At 56.5% G+C, this 18,080-nt stretch carries 14 protein-coding genes; 7 read left to right on the forward strand and 7 right to left on the reverse strand.

Annotation, left to right across the window (positions count from 1 at the left end; translation table 11 throughout):
* The first annotated feature begins 139 nt into the window (after positions 1-139).
* The 4 genes from C5Y96_RS18150 to C5Y96_RS18165 are packed head-to-tail and all read left to right on the forward strand — an operon-like array spanning position 140 to position 5,390.
* Entirely contained in the window at positions 140-997 is an 858-nt protein-coding gene (locus C5Y96_RS18150) for a prephenate dehydrogenase (protein ID WP_158261306.1), read from the forward strand.
* Positions 978-3,902 carry a phosphoribosylformylglycinamidine synthase subunit PurL gene (gene purL / locus C5Y96_RS18155; protein ID WP_105356234.1) on the forward strand — a complete coding sequence of 975 codons (2,925 nt, stop codon included), beginning with the start codon at positions 978-980 and terminating at the stop codon, positions 3,900-3,902. The genes C5Y96_RS18150 and purL overlap by 20 nt, the downstream gene beginning before the upstream one ends.
* Positions 3,903-3,924: 22 nt before the next feature.
* The gene (purQ, locus tag C5Y96_RS18160) at positions 3,925-4,704 is read left to right on the forward strand and encodes a phosphoribosylformylglycinamidine synthase I (protein ID WP_105356236.1); all 780 of its coding nucleotides are present in this window, start codon (positions 3,925-3,927) and stop codon (positions 4,702-4,704) included.
* Positions 4,705-4,730: 26 nt separating this feature from the next.
* Positions 4,731-5,390: a hypothetical protein gene (locus tag C5Y96_RS18165; protein ID WP_105356238.1), complete on the forward strand. Its 660-nt coding sequence runs from the start codon at positions 4,731-4,733 to the stop codon at positions 5,388-5,390.
* A 29-nt stretch (positions 5,391-5,419) separates the two neighbouring features.
* Here the strand turns inward: C5Y96_RS18165 and C5Y96_RS18170 are convergent, their stop codons facing one another.
* The 5 genes from C5Y96_RS18170 to C5Y96_RS18190 form a co-directional block, all read right to left on the reverse strand.
* Positions 5,420-5,740: a type II toxin-antitoxin system RelE/ParE family toxin gene (locus tag C5Y96_RS18170; RefSeq protein WP_105356240.1), complete on the reverse strand. Its 321-nt coding sequence runs from the start codon at positions 5,738-5,740 to the stop codon at positions 5,420-5,422.
* Positions 5,730-6,011 (reverse strand): hypothetical protein, encoded by a 282-nt coding sequence (locus C5Y96_RS18175; RefSeq protein WP_105356242.1) that lies wholly within the window; start codon positions 6,009-6,011, stop codon positions 5,730-5,732. Before C5Y96_RS18175 ends, C5Y96_RS18170 begins: the two co-directional genes overlap by 11 nt.
* A 79-nt stretch (positions 6,012-6,090) precedes the next feature.
* Positions 6,091-7,062 carry an ABC transporter permease gene (locus tag C5Y96_RS18180; RefSeq protein ID WP_105356244.1) on the reverse strand — a complete coding sequence of 324 codons (972 nt, stop codon included), beginning with the start codon at positions 7,060-7,062 and terminating at the stop codon, positions 6,091-6,093.
* Between the two features lie 16 nt (positions 7,063-7,078).
* Positions 7,079-8,590 carry a sugar ABC transporter ATP-binding protein gene (locus tag C5Y96_RS18185; RefSeq protein ID WP_105356246.1) on the reverse strand — a complete coding sequence of 504 codons (1,512 nt, stop codon included), beginning with the start codon at positions 8,588-8,590 and terminating at the stop codon, positions 7,079-7,081.
* A 13-nt stretch (positions 8,591-8,603) separates the two neighbouring features.
* A complete protein-coding gene (locus C5Y96_RS18190; RefSeq protein WP_105356248.1) occupies positions 8,604-9,797 on the reverse strand; it encodes a substrate-binding domain-containing protein in 1,194 nt (397 codons plus the stop codon).
* A 263-nt stretch (positions 9,798-10,060) separates the two neighbouring features.
* On the opposite strand from C5Y96_RS18190, the gene C5Y96_RS18195 reads away from it, so the two are divergent.
* Positions 10,061-10,636 (forward strand): YfbM family protein, encoded by a 576-nt coding sequence (locus C5Y96_RS18195; RefSeq protein WP_105356249.1) that lies wholly within the window; start codon positions 10,061-10,063, stop codon positions 10,634-10,636.
* Between the two features lie 5 nt (positions 10,637-10,641).
* Here the strand turns inward: C5Y96_RS18195 and C5Y96_RS18200 are convergent, their stop codons facing one another.
* Both C5Y96_RS18200 and C5Y96_RS18205 read right to left on the reverse strand, forming a co-directional pair.
* Positions 10,642-11,727 carry a M14 family metallopeptidase gene (locus C5Y96_RS18200; protein WP_199188733.1) on the reverse strand — a complete coding sequence of 362 codons (1,086 nt, stop codon included), beginning with the start codon at positions 11,725-11,727 and terminating at the stop codon, positions 10,642-10,644.
* 120 nt (positions 11,728-11,847) lie between these two features.
* Positions 11,848-13,494 (reverse strand): arylsulfatase, encoded by a 1,647-nt coding sequence (locus C5Y96_RS18205; RefSeq protein WP_105356253.1) that lies wholly within the window; start codon positions 13,492-13,494, stop codon positions 11,848-11,850.
* Between the two features lie 394 nt (positions 13,495-13,888).
* Between C5Y96_RS18205 and C5Y96_RS18210 the strand changes: the two genes are divergently transcribed.
* Together C5Y96_RS18210 and C5Y96_RS18215 are read left to right on the forward strand one after the other, a co-directional pair.
* Complete coding sequence (locus C5Y96_RS18210) at positions 13,889-15,211, forward strand: GDSL-type esterase/lipase family protein (RefSeq protein ID WP_105356255.1); 1,323 nt, start codon at positions 13,889-13,891, stop codon at positions 15,209-15,211.
* 388 nt (positions 15,212-15,599) lie between these two features.
* Positions 15,600-18,068, forward strand: a complete 2,469-nt coding sequence (locus tag C5Y96_RS18215) for an arylsulfatase (RefSeq protein ID WP_199188734.1) — start codon at positions 15,600-15,602, stop codon at positions 18,066-18,068.
* Positions 18,069-18,080: the final 12 nt, after the last annotated feature.

Consider the following 18,080-nt stretch of genomic DNA (forward strand, 5'->3'; position numbering starts at 1 on the left):
TCAGTGTTCAGTTTTCAGTAAGAAGCTAAGCACGCTTCGACGGGTTCTCTCATCTTACTGAAAACTGAAAACGGAACACTGAAAACTCCTCGAACTCCTGCTATAATCTGCGGCTTACCTTATTTACCAGGCAAACACCGTGGCTGACTTCAAACAAATCGCGATTCTCGGCGTGGGGCTCATTGGTGGCTCTATCGGACGAGCAGCGCTTGCGCGAAAGATTGCCGACAAAGTGGTAGGTATCGGTCGCAGCGAAGAAAAGCTGGCCAGGGCCCAGCGACAAGGGTGCCTTACCGAAGCAACCACCCAGTGGCAGGCCGGCATCCGCGGAGCCGATCTGATTGTCGTTTGCTCGCCGGTCGAGTCGATCGTGCCGCTGGTCGAACAGTTGGTCCCCTTCTGCCAGCCCGGCACCATCATTACCGATGCCGGCAGTACCAAGCAGAAAATTGTAGACACCCTCCATTCGAGTGAGTCGATTCGCGGCCGCAAGGATGTCTATTTCGTCGGCAGCCACCCCATGGCGGGCAGCGACAAAAGTGGCAGCGATTATGCCACTGCCGACTTGTTTCAAAATCGCGTGACAATCGTCACTCCAGTCGCCGAAACGGAAAGAACCGCAAAAGCGACTGTCCGCAAATTTTGGGAATCGTTGGGCAGTGAAGTCCACGAGATGAGCCCCAGCGAGCATGACGCCATCGTCGCCGCTACGAGCCATATGCCCCACGTTATTGCCGCTTTGGTGGCAGCTTCCACCCCCGAAGCGATGCTCAAGTTCACCAGTACCGGTTGGGCCGATACCACGCGTATTGCCGCCGGAGACATCGATTTGTGGCGTCAGATCCTCTCCACCAATCGGGGCCACGTCTTGCAGACGCTAGCGAACTTTGAGAAATTGCTGGCTGCCTTTCGAACCTCGCTGGAAGCAGGTCAAGAAGAGCACTGGATCAAGCTCCTAAAACAGGGAAAGCACCACCGTGACATTGTGGGAAGTTGACATCTATCCCGCTTCGGGACACGTCGATCGATTGGCCCAATCCATCGTTGCCGACGCCGAAGACCTGCAAATCGCCACCCATCTCGAAATTGCCACGGCGCACGGATTTCTCGTCCAAGCCGATTTCGACGCGGATCATATCAAACTGCTCGCCGACCAACTGCTGGTCGACAACGTGGTGGAACGGGCTGTCGTCGCCCAGGCAGGGGAAGCCATCCTGGCCGAAACCCCTTCGACCCTGTACGACCGCCTGATTTACGTCATGCCTAAGCCCGGTGTGATGGATCCGGTGGCCCAAAGCACCCAGGCCGCCATCGCCGACTTTGGTAAACCAGCCGAAGCCGTTCGCACGTTCCGCAAGTACTGGATCGGTGGGCTCGACAACGCCCAGCTCGAACGCCTGGTCACCAAGCTGCTGGCCAATGACTCGGTCGAACAGGTCATCTACGGCCCGATGGACCTGGAACGCCTGTCGTTCGGCAAGTCGCAGCCGTTCGAGCTGAAGACGGTCAACATCCGCTCCCTCGACGACGATCACCTGCAACTCCTTTCCAAGGAAGGCCAGCTCTACCTGACGCTGGTCGAAATGCAGACAATCCAGAAGTACTTCCAGGAACTGGGGCGCGATCCGACCGACATCGAACTGGAAACGGTCGCCCAGACGTGGAGCGAGCACTGCAGCCACAAAACGCTGGCCGGCAAGATCGCTTACAAAGACGACAAGCAAGAGCTGCACTTCGACAACATGTTGAAGGAAACGATCTTTGCCGCCACTCAGCAGATTCGTAAGAGCCTCGGCGACGACGACTGGTGCGTGAGCGTCTTCAAAGACAACGCCGGCATCGTCACCTTCAACGACGAATACAACGTCTGTTTCAAGGTCGAAACGCACAATCACCCCAGTGCCCTGGAACCTTACGGTGGTGCCAACACCGGCATCGGCGGCGTGATTCGCGACCCGATGGGCACCGGCATGGGTGCCAAGCCGATCTGTAACACCGACGTCTTCTGCTTCGCTCCGCCAGAGACCGACCCCGGCAGCCTCCCGCAGGGCGTGCTTCATCCGCGTCGCGTCATGAAGGGCGTTGTCAGCGGCGTGCGAGACTACGGCAACCGCATGGGCATTCCCACGGTCAACGGTGCCGTTTACTTCGACGAACGTTACCTGGGCAATCCGCTGGTTTACTGCGGCAACGTTGGTCTGATTCCGGTCGACAAGTCGTTCAAGGAAGTTCAACCGAACGACCTGATCGTCGCCGTGGGTGGCCGTACCGGTCGCGATGGTATCCACGGTGCCACCTTCAGTTCGGCCGAACTCACCAGCGAAAGCGAATCCCTTTCCGGCGGTGCCGTGCAAATCGGGAACGCGATCACCGAAAAGATGGTGCTCGACGTCCTGCTTAAGGCCCGCGACCTCAACTTGTACAACGCCGTGACCGACTGCGGTGCCGGTGGTTTCTCCAGCGCCGTGGGCGAAATGGGGGAAGAACTCGGGGCGGAAGTGTGGCTCGAAAAGGCTCCCCTCAAATACGAAGGTCTCACCTACACTGAAATCTGGATCAGCGAAGCCCAGGAACGTATGGTCCTGGCTGTGCCGGAAGAGAAGTGGCCAGAGCTGCAAGCGTTGTTCGCCTCCGAAGGAAGCGAAGCGGTTGTGCTCGGCAAGTTCGTCCCGACCGGCAACCTGACGCTGACCTACAACGGCAATACGGTCGGCGAGATCGACATGCGGTTCCTGCACGATGGTCGCCCGCCGATCGTTCGCGATGCCGTGTTCACCCCGCCAACAACACAGCCGCTGACCGTTAGCAGCGACGATGCCAATTCGCTCGGCGACGACCTGCGTAAGATCCTCAGCTCGCTCAACGTGGCCAGCAAAGAATGGATCATTCGCCAGTACGATCACGAAGTCCAAGGGGGCAGCGTGATCAAGCCACTGGTCGGCGTGCAGAACGATGGCCCCAGCGATGCCGCCGTCGTTCGCCCAGTGCTGGGCAGCCGCAAAGGGATTGTCCTGTCCTGTGGCATGAACCCGCACTTCGGCGACTTCGATCCCTACGACATGGCCGCCAGTGCCATCGATGAAGCCCTGCGAAACTGCGTGGCCGTCGGTGCCGATCCCTCGAAGATCGCCATCCTCGATAATTTCTGCTGGGGCTACACCGACCGACCGGAAACGCTCGGCACGCTGGTCCGGGCAGCATTGGCTTGCCGCGATCTGGCTGTTGCCCTGGGTACGCCGTTCATCAGCGGTAAAGACAGCCTGAACAACGAATTCAGCTTCTTCGACCAACATGGCGACAAGAAGACGATCGCCATTCCGTCGACCTTGCTTATCAGTGCCATGGGACAGGTCGAAGACGTTTCGACCTGCGTCACCATGGACCTGAAACAAGCTGGCAACCGTTTGTACGTGGTGGGTATCACCAAGGATGAACTGGGTGGTTCGCACTGGAGCCTGGTCAACGACAAGCTGGGTGGTCAGGTTCCGCAAGTCGATACCGACCTGGCCAAACAGGTCTTCGGCGGGATTCACGCGGCCATTCAAGCTAAAACCATCCGGGCATGTCACGACTTGTCCGAAGGCGGCCTCGCCGTGGCAGTCGCCGAAATGGCCTTCGCCGGTGGAATCGGGGCCGAGATATCGCTCGACAACATTCCTCACCAGTTGGAAAACGCCTCGGCGGTCCAACTGCTGTACAGCGAATCGAACACGCGTTTCGTCTGCGAAGTGCCGGAAGGTTCCGCCGCCGAGTTTGAAGCCGCACTCGGCGATGCTCCCTTTGCCCACATTGGTCACGTAGCCGAGCACAAAGAGCTGGTCGTCAAGCAAGGCGAAACCACCCTGCTCGACGAACCGATCGAATTGTTGAAACAGGCTTGGCAAGCTCCCCTGAATTGGTAGTGACACGGAAAGATCTCGAACGATGGCTCAGCCTAAAGCCTTGTTGATTCGCTCGCCTGGTACCAACTGCGACCAGGAAACCGCCTATGCCTTCGAGCAATCAGGTGCCGCCGCCGATCGCGTGCACTTGAACCGCTTGCTGGAAAAGCCCGAGCTTTTGCACGACTATCAAATCCTCGCCCTCTCCGGTGGCTTCAGCTACGGCGACGACATCTCGGCCGGCCGTATCGTGGGCAGCTTATTCCGTCATCACTTGATGGATGCCGTGAAGAAGTTCCACGAAGACGGCAAGCTGATCCTGGGCATCTGCAACGGTTTTCAGATCCTGATCAAAACCGGCCTTTTGCTGGCCGACGACGAACAAGGTCTGCCTTCCAGCACATTGGCCTGGAACGACTGCCACATGTTCCAGGATCGCTGGGTGAACCTGAAGACCTCCAGCAACAAGTGCGTCTTCCTGCAAGACATCAACCAGATGTACCTGCCGGTCGCCCATGCCGAAGGGCGTTTCGTTGCCCGCGATGAAGCAACCCTCGATGCCCTGGAAGCCGCCGGTCAGCTCTGCTTGACCTATGCTGCCAACCGCGAAGGGGAAGACTGCATCTCCTTCCCCGACAACCCCAACGGTGCCCAGCGTCACGTCGCTGGCGTATGCGACGCAACCGGCCGCATCTTCGGCCTGATGCCTCACCCCGAACGCTACATCGACCGCACGCATCACCCCCGTTGGACCCGCGGCGAAGGCACCGACCCAGGTGAAGGCTTGAAGCTATTCCAGAACGCCGTGGCGTTCTTCGGGTAAGAAACCCTTGGGGATTGCCCTAGATCATGAAGACGGCCATCCCCATCAAAGATCGAGTTATCGCCATCCTTTTGGTTCTCGGTGGCTGTATCGCCATTAACGCGGTTACAGCCAATCCGTTCAACTACCGAACCGATGGAATTGCCGATGTTGGGTTTCCGCTGACGGTCTACGAGATCGGCGGATACGTCTATCGCAACCAGTTCCGTCTCGATGCCCTGACGATCGATTTGCTTGTCGCGTTCGCCGTGACTGCGATTTGCGTTCCGGCGATAGAATGCCGTCTTCGCCCGAATGCCTACTTCTCGCCAACCTTTCCTCTCGCGACGCTATTGCTATGCGTCTCGCTGGTCGGCATTCTCCTGGGGCTTCAACACCAAATTGGCATCGTCTACGTCTTTCTGCAACGCTACGGTCCCATCATTGCAATTACCCTCGCTTACCTCATTTCAATACGGCTCGGCAAAGAAACGCGGGCAAGTAGCTTTATCTTGTTAATCGTGTCATTCGCTGGCGTCTATTTCGCCATCACCTATGGGGGCCGAACGGCGACCGATAACGTTCTGATCTTACTCCATTACTGGACCTTGCCGCTCTGGATGATTTGGTTTGTCGCCATCGTTGACATAGACCAGTTTCTGCCCGAGGTTTCCCGCGAATCAGATGACGCCGAAATCGACAGCTAGGCGATTAAACGGTCACCCGCTCAACGAAATTACTCAACCTTAAGTTCGTTTATCGAATCTCGACTTCCATGCAACACGCGAATGATCACGACGCGCTGAGTGGAACTTCGATAATAGATCACGTATCTCTTAAATTCGCGAACCAGCTTTGCTCTGAGATTTGGCTGGCCTGGAATGGCAAACGGCTCACCGATCAATGGACTAGATGCAAGTAGTTCCATTGTTTCTTCAGCACGGGCAAGAAACCGATACCCTAGCTCAGGGTCTTGATCAACGAGATACTTCGCAATCTCGAACAGGTCGATCATCGACTGCGGTGACTTAATCAGTTCCGCACGACTACCCGGCACTGCGTTGCCCCTGCTTTTCTGCCAGGTACTGGTCGAGCTTAGTGTGAAGACTATTCCAATCTTCCTTGGTAAGCGGCCCGGCCTCACCACTTTCGATGCCGACCGAGATGGCGGCGATGACTTGCGGGTCGTTGGTGGCTGGCAGCATCTCTCGTTCGCTCATCGCGCGCTGGGCAAGCAGAGCAACGGCTTCTTCAGGAGTGGCGGCGTCGCCTGCGTCGATGATGCTTTGGATTACTTCTTCCGCAACGCCGGATATATGAATGTTCATCGCGTATCTTCCGAAGGTTGAAACTGCCTCAGATGAATTATACGACAAAAACGCAGTTGATCCATCAAGATTTCAGGCCCTATCCGCTGGTCGCTTCTTGCTTCCGTCGTCGGGCATCGACGACGCGGCGGATGATTTCGTCGGCGATGACGCCGGCCAGGATGACGATGCCGATGACGGTTCCTTCCAGTTCGGAAACCTGCAGCGTTTCGATTGCCTGGTACAGCTCTCGCAGAATGGCCGTACCTAAGATAACACCCACAATCGAACCGGTACCGCCGCGAAGACTACAGCCGCCCAGTACCGCCGCGGCGATCGCGTACAGTTCGTAGAACGTGCCGGCTTCGTTCGGGCCGACGCTGTTCAGGTCGATGGCGAACAAAATGGCCGAGATACCTGCCATCAGCGAGCACACCATGTACGCGGCGATCGTAATCCAATCGGTATTGATCCCACTGTACCTGGCAGCCTGTTCGTTGTTGCCCAGGGCTTTCAAATAACGCCCGAAGGTCGTCTTGTTCAGCACCAGTGCCGAAATGACACCGATGATCAGCAGCATCCACAGCGGAAGGGGCAGCCAAAGAAAGTCAGCCGAAGTCAAATAGCTGATATCGGTCCCGCCGTCCGGGGTGACGAAGTTCGAAATCTTATCATCGTGCGCCAAGTACCGGGCAACGCTTCGCAGCACCAGCAGTCCGCATAGCGTGACGACGAACGGCTGCAACTTCAGCTTGGTGATCAACAGTCCATAACCCAGGCCAATCAGCATCGCCCCAACCAGTACGATCACCATCGCCGCGTAGGGGTTCATCTGCTGATCGTTGATGAGAATGCCGAACTGCACGCCGATCAGTGCGACCATCGATCCCATCGAAAGATCGATCCCTCCGGCAATGATCACAAACGCGGCCCCGATCGCCATGATGCCGTAAAGCCCGGTCCAGCGCGCCATGATGTCGAGATTGTAACCGCTGGCAAAGGTTGGTGCGATCAGCGAGGTCACGCCGAAGATGGCGAAGATCAACAGCAGGAGAACAATATTCTTAAGCATTCAGTGCTTCTCTTACTCAAACGGCGGTCAACTGTTGACCGGTGGCAAGGTGCATGACCGCCTCTTCACTGAGTTGGTCTCGTGTAAGTTCGCCAGACATGGTCCCTTCGTGCATCACTAGCACGCGGTCGGCCATTCCCAGGATCTCTTCCATTTCACTCGAAACGAACAAGATTGCCACCCCTTTCCGGGCCAGCTCTTCCATCAGCTCGTAAATTTCGTGCTTCGCTCCCACGTCGATGCCGCGGGTAGGTTCGTCCAAAAGTAGAATCTTGGGATTCATGGCCAGCCACTTGGCGATCACCACTTTCTGCTGGTTGCCGCCGCTGAGGTACTGAATAATCTGCCGCGTGCTGGGCGTTTTCACCCGCATGCGTTTGACCATGTCGTCGGCCAGCTGTTGCTCTTGCCGCGGATCGACCCATGAAAAGTACGACAACCGGTGCAGCCCTGGCAGCGTGGTGTTCTGTCCGACATCCATCGGCAAGACCAGCCCCTGCTGCTTGCGATCTTCAGGCACCAGGAAGATCTCGTGGCCGATCGCATCTTGCGGCGAACGAATTGCAGCCGCTTTCCCAGCAACTTCGATCGTGCCACTTTCCGGCGGGTGAATCCCGAACAACGTTTCCAGCAGTTCGGTCCTCCCTGCTCCGACCAAACCAGCCAGGCCCACGATTTCGCCAGCACGCAGATGGAAGCTGATCTCATGGGCCGGATGGGCATGCGTGCGAACGGCATTCACGCGTAGCACTTCATCCCCTGGTGGAATTGGCTGGTGGGCATAGAACTGATCGAGATCGCGGCCAACCATCAGCCGCACCATGTTATCGTGCGAGATCTCTTCGCGGGCGAGCTCACCGCTGTTTTGACCGTCCCGCAAAGCGACCACGCGATCGCACACACGATGCACTTCACTCAAGCGGTGCGAGATGTAAACGATACTCACGCCCGAAGCGCGCAGCGACTGAATCACCTCGAACAGCCGCTCCACCTCGCGGGCAGACAGGCTCGAGGTGGGCTCGTCCATGATCAACAGCTTCGCGTTGCACGAGAGTGCCTTGGCGATTTCGACCAGTTGCTGTTGACCAATCGACAAATCAGCCAGCAGAGTTCGCGGGTCGACCTTCAGCCCGACCTGATCGAGGTACTTGCGCGACTGGGCATTCACTTCGGCCTGATTGATCCAGCCCAATCGCTTCGGTTCGCGGCCGAGGTAGATGTTGCCGCCGACCGTGAGGTTATCGCATAGATTCAATTCCTGGTGGATCAAGGCGATACCCATGTCGAGCGCGTCGTTCACGCTGCGAATCTCGACCGGTTTCCCTTCCACGCGGATCGTACCCGAGTCGGGCGACTGGATGCCGGCCAGGATCTTCATCAGCGTGCTTTTGCCGGCACCGTTTTCGCCAATGACGGCAATCGACTCGCCAGCGCCCACGCGTAGCGAGACTTCCGACAAAGCCTTGACGCCGGGAAAGCGTTTCGAGATTCGCTCGACTTCTAAAAACGGAGGGGCCGAAGAGCTCATGGGCAAGTCGCGATTAGCTCTCCACTTCGTTGGAAGATTCTTCCTTCATCGGAGCCGCCTCGGGAGCAGGCTTCTCTTCCGCGGGAGCTTCCTCTTTCGGAGCCTCTTCCTTAGGCGTCTCTTCCTTGGGCATGTACTTGGCGATCTCAGCCGGAATCGGCTTGTCCAGCAGTTCGTCGATCACGCCGGCACTGCGTTCCTGGGCGTTGAGCTGCTCCATCATGCCGACAAAGATCATCACGTCGCCGCCGTCGGGAATCGCTTCCTTCACCAGGCGACCCACTTCGCGGCCGGCCAGGTAGTTGTGCGTACCGATGTAGAACTTACGCTGGCTATTGGGGGCGTCCGAGTCGTGGCAGATCACGTTGCCATGAAACGCTTCGACCGCCTTGTTGATCAAGCCGGTCTGGCTTTCCGGCGAGCTGGGGCTCATGGCCAATGCCTCGCAGCCGTCGCCGATCTTGCGTTCGATGAATCGCTTCTGCTCTTCCTGAGTACCATTGGGCGGATGGTAGACTTCGCACTCGGCGTTGAAGATTGGCTCGGCGACGCGGACCCCTTCTTCGGCATAGTTCCAGAACGGATCGACCGTGTTGGTCAGGAACGCGATCTTCACCTTCTTGCTGGTGTCGTAGTTCGGCTGATTGTGCGGAGGTGGTGTTCCGTTGCCTGCCTTGATGCGGTTAAGTTCTGCCTGAAACTCGACGACGTTGTCTTTATTGATGGCCTTGAAAGGAACGAAGATCAAATTGTTTTCCGGAATGTCAAGCGACTGACCGCGGGCCAGGGCCGAAAGGAACTCGACCGACTTGTACCCGAAGACGAACGGCTGCTGCACGACCGTGCCGTGAACTTTGCCGTCTTCAATCCCTTTGAGCGTGACCGGGTCTTCGTCGAAACCAATGACCTGGATCTCGCCCACCTTGCCGGCCCCTTCGACCGCGCTAAGGATCATGGGCGGGTTATAAGCCCACAGCCCGACCATCGCTTTCAGGTTCGGGTTGTTGGCAATCGCCGACTCGGCGTTCTGCTTTGCCCGGGCATGGTCGGTGTTGTCGGTACGAATACCAAGGATCCGATACTTGCCTGCTTCAATGGGAAATTCATAACCGCCGCTACCGGCTGCCTGGTTTTCGGTCTTGGCGCGGCAACTGGCAAAGGTCAAAGCGACCAACAAAACCAACAACAATCTGGGAAGTCGATTCAAGGGGAAGATCCTTCGAGGAGTCAGTGCGAGGGGAAAACCCGAGAATTTGAGAAGAAAAACGCTATCTTAAGCCGCAAACAAGCTCAAGGCAACTATCCACCGCGTTAAAGCACATCGCCGGGCAGCTTCCTGCCATCGTGATAGTTACAGCCCGCAGACTTTGACGCAGGGACAAAGGTGTTCCCTGGCGGCGAATCTCGCTACATTGTTTCCGAGCACGTGAGTTGTTACGGCATTGGTTTCGTTGAAAGAGGAAACGCGCGATGGGCATGGTCGGTTGTTTCTGTGCGTTGGAGGACGAAGACCTTCAGGCAATCATCAGCGTGCCCCGGCGAATTCATCTCCTCTGGAGCGATTCCATCCCGAAGCGTCGTCAACCTTCGTGGCTGGCCAGGCTGTTCGGTGCGAAGCTACGCCCAGAACCGGAAGAAGATCCTTGGCAACTCTCGCAGCCAGTCGTCGATGCCGACGTCGACAAGGCCTGGCATGGCATTCACTTTCTGCTGACCGGAACCGAAGGGGGTGGCGAAGGACCGCTGGCATTCATGATTCACGGCGGCGAGGACATCAAGGAAGAAATCGGCTATGGCTATCCCCGCGGATTTACTTCGCAGGAAGTGAAAGAGATCGCCGCGGCATTGTCCGTGATCGATGTCGACCAACTTTACGAACAGGCCAATCCGGCTGACTTCGCGCGTCATGGTATCTATCCTGAAGTTTGGAAAGACGAGCCGAAAGAAGACTGCATCGGGTATGTCACCGACTACTTGAAAGAGTTGCAGAAGTTCGTCTCGGACATCGCGACATCCAATCGGGCGATGATCGTCTATCTCGCGTAACGCATCTACGACTTCCCTTCGCCGCACATCCCCTGCTCTGCCTGGCGGACAAGTTGCTTGCTTTGCCGCAGTACCTCTTCGCGCCAACTGGCAGCGGACGGACAGAATAGTTCTTTCAGCGTTTGCTTCGCTTTGCGAGTTGACGCGGCCTCTGCTTTGCCCCAGTGATGGGCTTGGTTCTCGGCACGCAGGCCTGCCAGGACTTTTACCGCCGGATAGGTGCCGAATTCGGCACATGCGAAGAGGTATTCTGGTGAGAACTTCTGCGCGACGCACCACTGCCCGAACCCACCGCGGGCATCGTAAGCGATATCACTCTCGGTGTTGGCCTCGAACGAATCGGCACCGAACCAACCCGCAAGCTGTTTCCGTTGCAATTCACTCAACGGGTAATCGATCAACAGCTTCCAAGTGCCCCAGGCACCCAGTCCGGTGTGAAAGTCGAGATGCACGACCTGCTCGCTTCCTGCCAGCCAGCGGGGCATGTTCTGCTGCAAGATGGTTTGCATACGAGTGGGACCTTTGCCACCGAAGAACAATCCTTGCGGATAGTCGTACTGCCCCGAAGCAATCGCACTGCGGAGCTTGCTCATGCCGTGTTGTGCAATCAACCAAACGGCTTTGGCGGAGAAGGGTTCCCACGAGGATGGGGGCCGCTTCGGATTGAGGAAAGAATCGAGTTCGGCATACCCAGGGGGCGAGCCTGCGAACGGCTGGCCGGCGAGCAGGAAGTTGCGGTTGGGGTCGACGTTGTCTTCGTTGAACCGCCGACTGTAGGCAAAGCCATACGCATTGAGCCCATGCAGCAGCACGACCTTTGGCTGAGGCATTTCGCCTTGCGACCACTCATCAAGCATCCCCAACTGCACGGCCGATCCGAAGAAACCTTCGACGCCGTGAATGCCTGAGGAGATAACCAGCACCCGGCTTGGATCGCCACCAGTCGAACAGGCCACGTCAAAAGACAGTTCGCTGCCATCGGGACCGTTCTCGCCAATCGAATGCGACTCAAGCGAAAAGCCGAGCTTCGTGGCGGCTTCGCGAAAGCGCGATTGCGCTTCAGGATAATCCTGCGAGAAAGAATCCAACACGTTCAAGGCGAGCTCCATAACCAATAAAAAAACCGCAGGCAGACATCTCCACCTGCGGTTTTCCATTTGCAAGGTTGTGCATGCGATCAAGCGATCGACTTGCCTATCGGTGGTGTAAAGTTAGTTGCCGGTCGGCAAGCCAATTTTAACACCATCTTTCTCCAGTTCCTCACGAATGTACTGGAAACGCTGATAGCCCGAGAGGGTGATCGGCCCTGAATACGATTCGCTTTGCAACTTCCGTGGCGGGTATTGGACGTAGGTCTTCATCAACTTCACGATTGCGTCGTTGAACGTCACCATTGTCCAGGTTCGCTCGGTGTAGTTATTCATGAATATGTCGTAACGTTCCTGTGGATCTTGGTACAGGTCAAAGATCTGCGGCACGGTTGCCACGTACGCTTTGGCACCTTTCCAACCAAGATTGGAATCGACCGCCAAACCGCCTGTTTCTTGACCATCGTCACCACGCAGATTGAACACCGCCTTGTAGTTGTTCACTCGAGCAGCACCGGGGGTGAGTTCATCTTCGGTGAAGTAGAACCACTCAGTACGCGGGCACTTTCCACTGCCGGTCAAAACCGGGGTTATGTCGAAACTATCGAAATAGATCGGCTTGTCTTCCTTGTCGTTCTTGGGCAGTTCGACGCCAGCGACACTGGCAAACGTCGCCAACAGGTCCAGCCCACCGACGATGTCGTGGTTGCGAACGCCGGGCTTGATTTTACCAGGCCAAATAGCGATCGCTGGCACGCGGTTACCACCTTCGCGGACGGTACCCTTGGTGCCACGGAACGGCGTGTAACCGGCGTCGGGGTAGACGTCTTGCCAGGCACCGTTGTCGGTGGTGTAGAAGACGAGGGTGTTTTCATCGAGCTTCAGTTCACGAAGCTTGTCCATGATGTTGCCGATGCGGGTATCGAGTTCGACCACCGAGTCAGCGTAGTTCGACTTCGACAGCGACTTATGCTTGAACTCCGGTGCTGGCATATTCGGCTGATGCACCTTCATGAAGTTGATGTTGATGAAGAACGGCGTGTCAGGCGACTTCGCGGCCTGTTCCAGGAACTTGAGGCCGGATTGTTCGACGTACTTGTCCATGAAAGGAATGCCGACGACACCCTTCTCTGGCGTGTCAACGTACTGGCCGTTGACCTTCCAATCTTCTTTGGCTGGCTCGCCTGCTTTGCCGGAAAGCGATCCCTTGGTGACCTTGTCAAACATCTCGCGCAACTTCGGATCCATATCGGGGAACCAGGTCGGATCGCCGTAGGTGTAGGCGTTGCAGTGATACAGGAAGCAGTGCTCCATTTCGTCGTAGCCGTGGGCGTTAGGCAGTGCGTAGTCCGCTTCCCCCAAGTGCCACTTGCCGGTGAAATAGGTTTGATAGCCACCCTTCTTTAAGACCGAACCCAACGTCCACTCAGCCGCAGGCAAACCGCCCCCTTGGCCTTGAAACGCCACGGTCGTCATCCCGCTGCGATTGGGGATACGTCCGGTTTGCATAGCAGCGCGGCCTGGGGTGCAGCTTGGCTGGGCATAGAACGAGAAGAAGGTCATCCCTTCGGCGGCCATTCGGTCGATGTTCGGCGTGGGCATGCCGCGTCCGACGCCACCACCGTACGGGCCCAGGTCTCCATAGCCGGTATCGTCCGACACGATAAACAAAATGTTCGGCTTCTTGGTCTGGGCATTCGCCGTTACAGCGAACCCTAAAATGGCTACGAAAGCCAAAGACAAACAGCGGTAGATACTCAAGTGTGTCATTCTCTCGGTTTCCTCATAACCTTCACATGCAATGCCGAGGGGATAGGCCCTCGCGCAACGTCAACAGAAAAAAAGATGGCTCACGATGCGAAAGGCAAGCGCGATTTACTCTGCCATTCACGAGCGAAGCGTTCCGACTTCCCAGGCCGCGGCTCAGCCAAAAGAACCCCCGATTGCCGCCTTGAAAGAAACTGCCCTGCGATTATTCGCTATCTGAAATCTATGCCTCTAAACTCGCCAGTGCAAATGAAGAATGCCGAAAAGCCCAATCCACAACGAATAAACGGTTAATACCGGCGAGAAATCCACCGATGCGTCCCGATTTTCCCTTGACTATAATATTTCGCGACTCACCTCACCGAGATCTAACCTCCTTATCGTGAAAGTAGCCTCCATGCCACATCACCTACGAATTCTTCTTACGCTGACGTTTGCGTTCTTCCTGTTAAGCACTCCGCAGCTCGACGCCCAGGACAAAGGTTTCGCCATTCCAGAAACCAATCAGGGACTGGCTGGCGATGGCCCCATTCGTCGTTACGATTGGTTCCGCAATCTGTGGCAGAATCGTCGGGCGAACTGGTCGAAGCAAGTTGAAAAGGATCAAGGGGCGGTTGTCTTTCTGGGCGACTCGATCACCCAAGGTTGGGGCGACAACATGGGGGGCAGCTTCGGTAAGTTGAAGGTCGCTAACCGCGGCATCAGCGGCGACACGACTCGCGGCATGCTGATTCGCCTGGACGAGGATGTCCTTTCGCTTAATCCCCAGGCAGTCGTCATGCTGATGGGGACCAACGACCTCGAAGAAAAAGCCGAGCCGGAAACGATCGCGGCCAATGTCAAGCTGATCATCGCCGAACTCAAGCAGCACGATCCCAAGATGCCGATCATCTTGTGCAAGGTCTTCCCCAGTTCGGAAAAGAAAAGCCGTTCGGCCGAGAAGATCAAAAAGATCAACGAGCTTTACGAACAAGTCGCCCATGGCGATCCGCAAGTGATCGTCCTGGAAACGTGGCTTCCTTTCGCTGATGAAAATGGCGATGCCAAGGCCGAAGAGTTCCCTGACCTGCTGCATCCCAACAAGCAAGGTTATGCCAAGTGGGCCGCCGCGCTGATGCCTATCTTTGCCACGCTGGGTTACGTTGAAACCGAAGCCGACAACTGGGAACCGGAGCCTGGCTTCGAGAGCCTGTATAACGGCAAAGATCTGACCGGCTGGATGTTCAAAGCCAACCCCGAACGCAAAGGCAAGAAGATCGCTCTTGCCTGGCCGATCTTCGAAGAGGACATCACCTTCGATGGCAAGACCGAAAGCATTGATGGCCGCTATAAGGCGGTCGGCGATCGCATTGTGGTAACCACGCCTGCCGAAGGTCGCCGCATTCAGCAGATGTGGACCGAGCGCGAGTTTCCCAAGGACTTCGTTCTGAAACTCGAATTCCGCGCGACCCCTAACGCCGATAGTGGTGTCTTCATTCGAGCCCCGCAGCTGCAATGCCGCGACTATCCACTGGCCGGTCCTTACAAGGAACTGAAGAACTACAAGCCGCAAGACTGGAACGAACTGGTCGTCGAAGTCACCGGCAACACGGCCCGTTGTACCTGCAACGGCGAAGTTCTGGAAGAAGCGTTCAAGCTGCCAGAGACCGGACCAATTGGCCTGGAAGGAGATCGCGGGCAGATGGAGTATCGCCATATTCAAGTGAAGGAAACGAAGTAATCGTCCTCGCACTACAGCGGCTCAAATTGTAAACCGCAGGCAGAAATGCCTGCGGTTTTCTTTTGCCATGCGCGACACGTGGCCGAACCGCGTCGTTTGATTTTCATCCCTGATACCTCCGGAAATACTGGTGAGAAACCCTGCTCCCATCGTACGGCCCCCCAGGTCTGGGGCCATGGCCAGCCGATGAGCCGTTTAGGAAGCGTTGGCTTGGTTCACGATTAATTCACTAGCATTTCCCCCGTATTCAGCGGACAATTACTAGTACCAATGCGGCGATCTTGCAGCGAGATACGACCGTCTAAAGAAGTTCGAAATCGGGGGAATCATCATGCGTATAACTTCTTCACGCGTTTTTTCAGTTCACTGTCTGGTAGCAAGCCTATGTATGGTTACGGCTTTGAGCGTTGCCCACGCTCAGGAAACTTTCGCTCCGGCGAGTGGTTCGCCAGCGGCCAAGACGACCATCAGCGGCGAGCAACTACCGGCCCCTGAACCACCGTTCGGCGGCGTGATTCAGCCTGATGCGTTGCAATCGAAACCATGGTGGGCACCACAAATCGTTCCCCCAAAGCAGGCCCCGAATGTTCTGTTGATCATCACCGATGATGCCGGCTTTGGCGTTCCCAGCACGTTTGGCGGCGTGATCCCGACACCCACAATGGACCGGATCGCTAAGAATGGCTTGCGTTACAACAACATCCATTCCACCGCATTGTGCTCTCCGACGCGGGCCGCGCTGATCACCGGCCGTAATCATCACTCGGTCGGTTTCGGTGTGATCTCCGAACAGTCGACCGGGTTCCCGGGTTACAACAGCATCATTGCCGAAGACAAATGCACCGTCGGTCGCATCTTGAAGGACAACGGCTACTCGACAGCCTGGTTCGGTAAAGACCATAACACGCCAGCGTTCGCCGCCAGCCAGGTTGGCCCGTTCGATCAATGGCCAACCGGCATGGGCTTTGAATACTTCTATGGCTTCGTCGGCGGCGACGCGAACCAATGGGAGCCCAATCTCTTTCGGAACACGACTCAGATCTATCCTTTCAAGGGACAAGAGAACTGGAACCTCATCACGGCCATGTCGGACGATGCAATCGACTACATCCACCGCATGAACCAGATCGACCCAAGCAAGCCGTTCTTCATCAAGTATGCCCCAGGTGCGACGCATGCTCCGCATCATCCGACGCAGGAGTGGGTCGACAAGATTCACGAGATGCACCTGTTTGACGATGGCTGGAACAAGCTACGCGAACGGATCTTTGAAAATCAAAAACGCCTGGGCGTCATTCCCGCGGATACCAAGCTCGAACCATGGCCGACCGATGTTATCAAAAACTGGGATGACTGCACCGCGGAAGAGAAGAAGCTCTTCATCCGCCAGGTGGAAATCTTCGCCGCCTACGGTGCCTACAACGACTACGAGATCGGCCGCGTTGTGCAAGCAGTCGAAGACATCGGCAAGCTCGATAACACGCTGATCATCTACATCAACGGCGACAACGGAACCAGCGCCGAAGGAGGCCCGCTGGGAACACCCAACGAAGTCGCCTTCTTCAATGGCCTGAACATGCTGCCGGTGGACGTTCAAATGAAGTGGTACGACGTGTGGGGTACCGAAGAGACCTACAACCACATGTCGGCCGGTTGGTCTTGGGCATTCGATACGCCGTTTACCTGGTTCAAGCAAAACGCATCGAAGCTCGGCGGTATTCGCCAAAACATGGCCATCTCGTGGCCGGCCGTTATCAAAGATCACGGCGGCATGCGGCATCAGTTCTGCCATGTGATCGATATTGTACCGACGATTCTCGAAGTTTCTGGCATTCCAGCACCGGATGTCGTCGATGGTATCCCGCAGGCCCCCATCGAAGGAACGAGCCTGGCGTACACATTCGATGCAGCCAATGCCAATGCTCCCTCGCAGCACAAAACGCAGTACTTCGAGATGATGGGACAATGGGCCCTCTATCACGAAGGATGGCTGCTGAGCACGAAGGTCAATCGTGCACCGTGGGAAGCATTCGGGGTCGCCAATTCCGATCCACTCAACAATCAAGTCCTGGAACTATATGACCTGACAACCGACTTCAGCCAATCGAATAACATCGCCGATCAGCAACCTGACAAGGTGAAACTGATGAAGCAGATGTTTATCGACGAGGCGAAGAAGTACCAGGTGTTTCCGCTGGACGCGTCGGTCGCTGCCCGAATTGTGGCCCCACGTCCGAATATTACCGCGGGGCGTACCGAGTTCGTCTATACCAGAGCGATGACCGGGCTGCCGCAAGGGGACTCGCCGATGCTCTTGAATTCGTCGTATACCATCACGGCCGAGATCGACGTTCCCGAGGCTGGTGCTGAAGGAATGATCCTGACCTCTGGCGGCCGATTCTGCGGATACGGCTTCTATCTGCTGGAAGGGAAACCGACGTTCCTCTGGAACCTGGTCGACCTGCAACGGATCAAGTGGCAGGCCAGCGAACCTCTTTCGCCTGGCAAACACACGATCGCGTTCGATTTCAAATACGACGGCCTGGGGACTGGCACTTTGGCTTTCAACAACATGAGCGGGCTTGGCCGGCCTGGCACCGGCACGCTGCTGGTCGACGGCAAGGTGGCCCAGACAATCGAAATGAAGAAGACCATTCCCATGATCTTGCAGTGGGACGAATCGTTCGATATCGGTTCGGATACGCTCACCGGGGTGAATGACGAAGACTATCATCCCCCGTTCCCTTTGACGGCAAAGCTCGACAAGCTAACCATCAAAGTCGATCGCCCTCAGCTTTCGGCCGAGGACATCAAGAAACTAGAAATGGCCCAGCGCGAGAACAGTTCCAGCGAGTAACGGCTGCTGGAA

Origin of the sequence: Blastopirellula marina, from assembly GCF_002967715.1 — a bacterium.
Lineage (GTDB): Bacteria > Planctomycetota > Planctomycetia > Pirellulales > Pirellulaceae > Bremerella > Bremerella marina_B.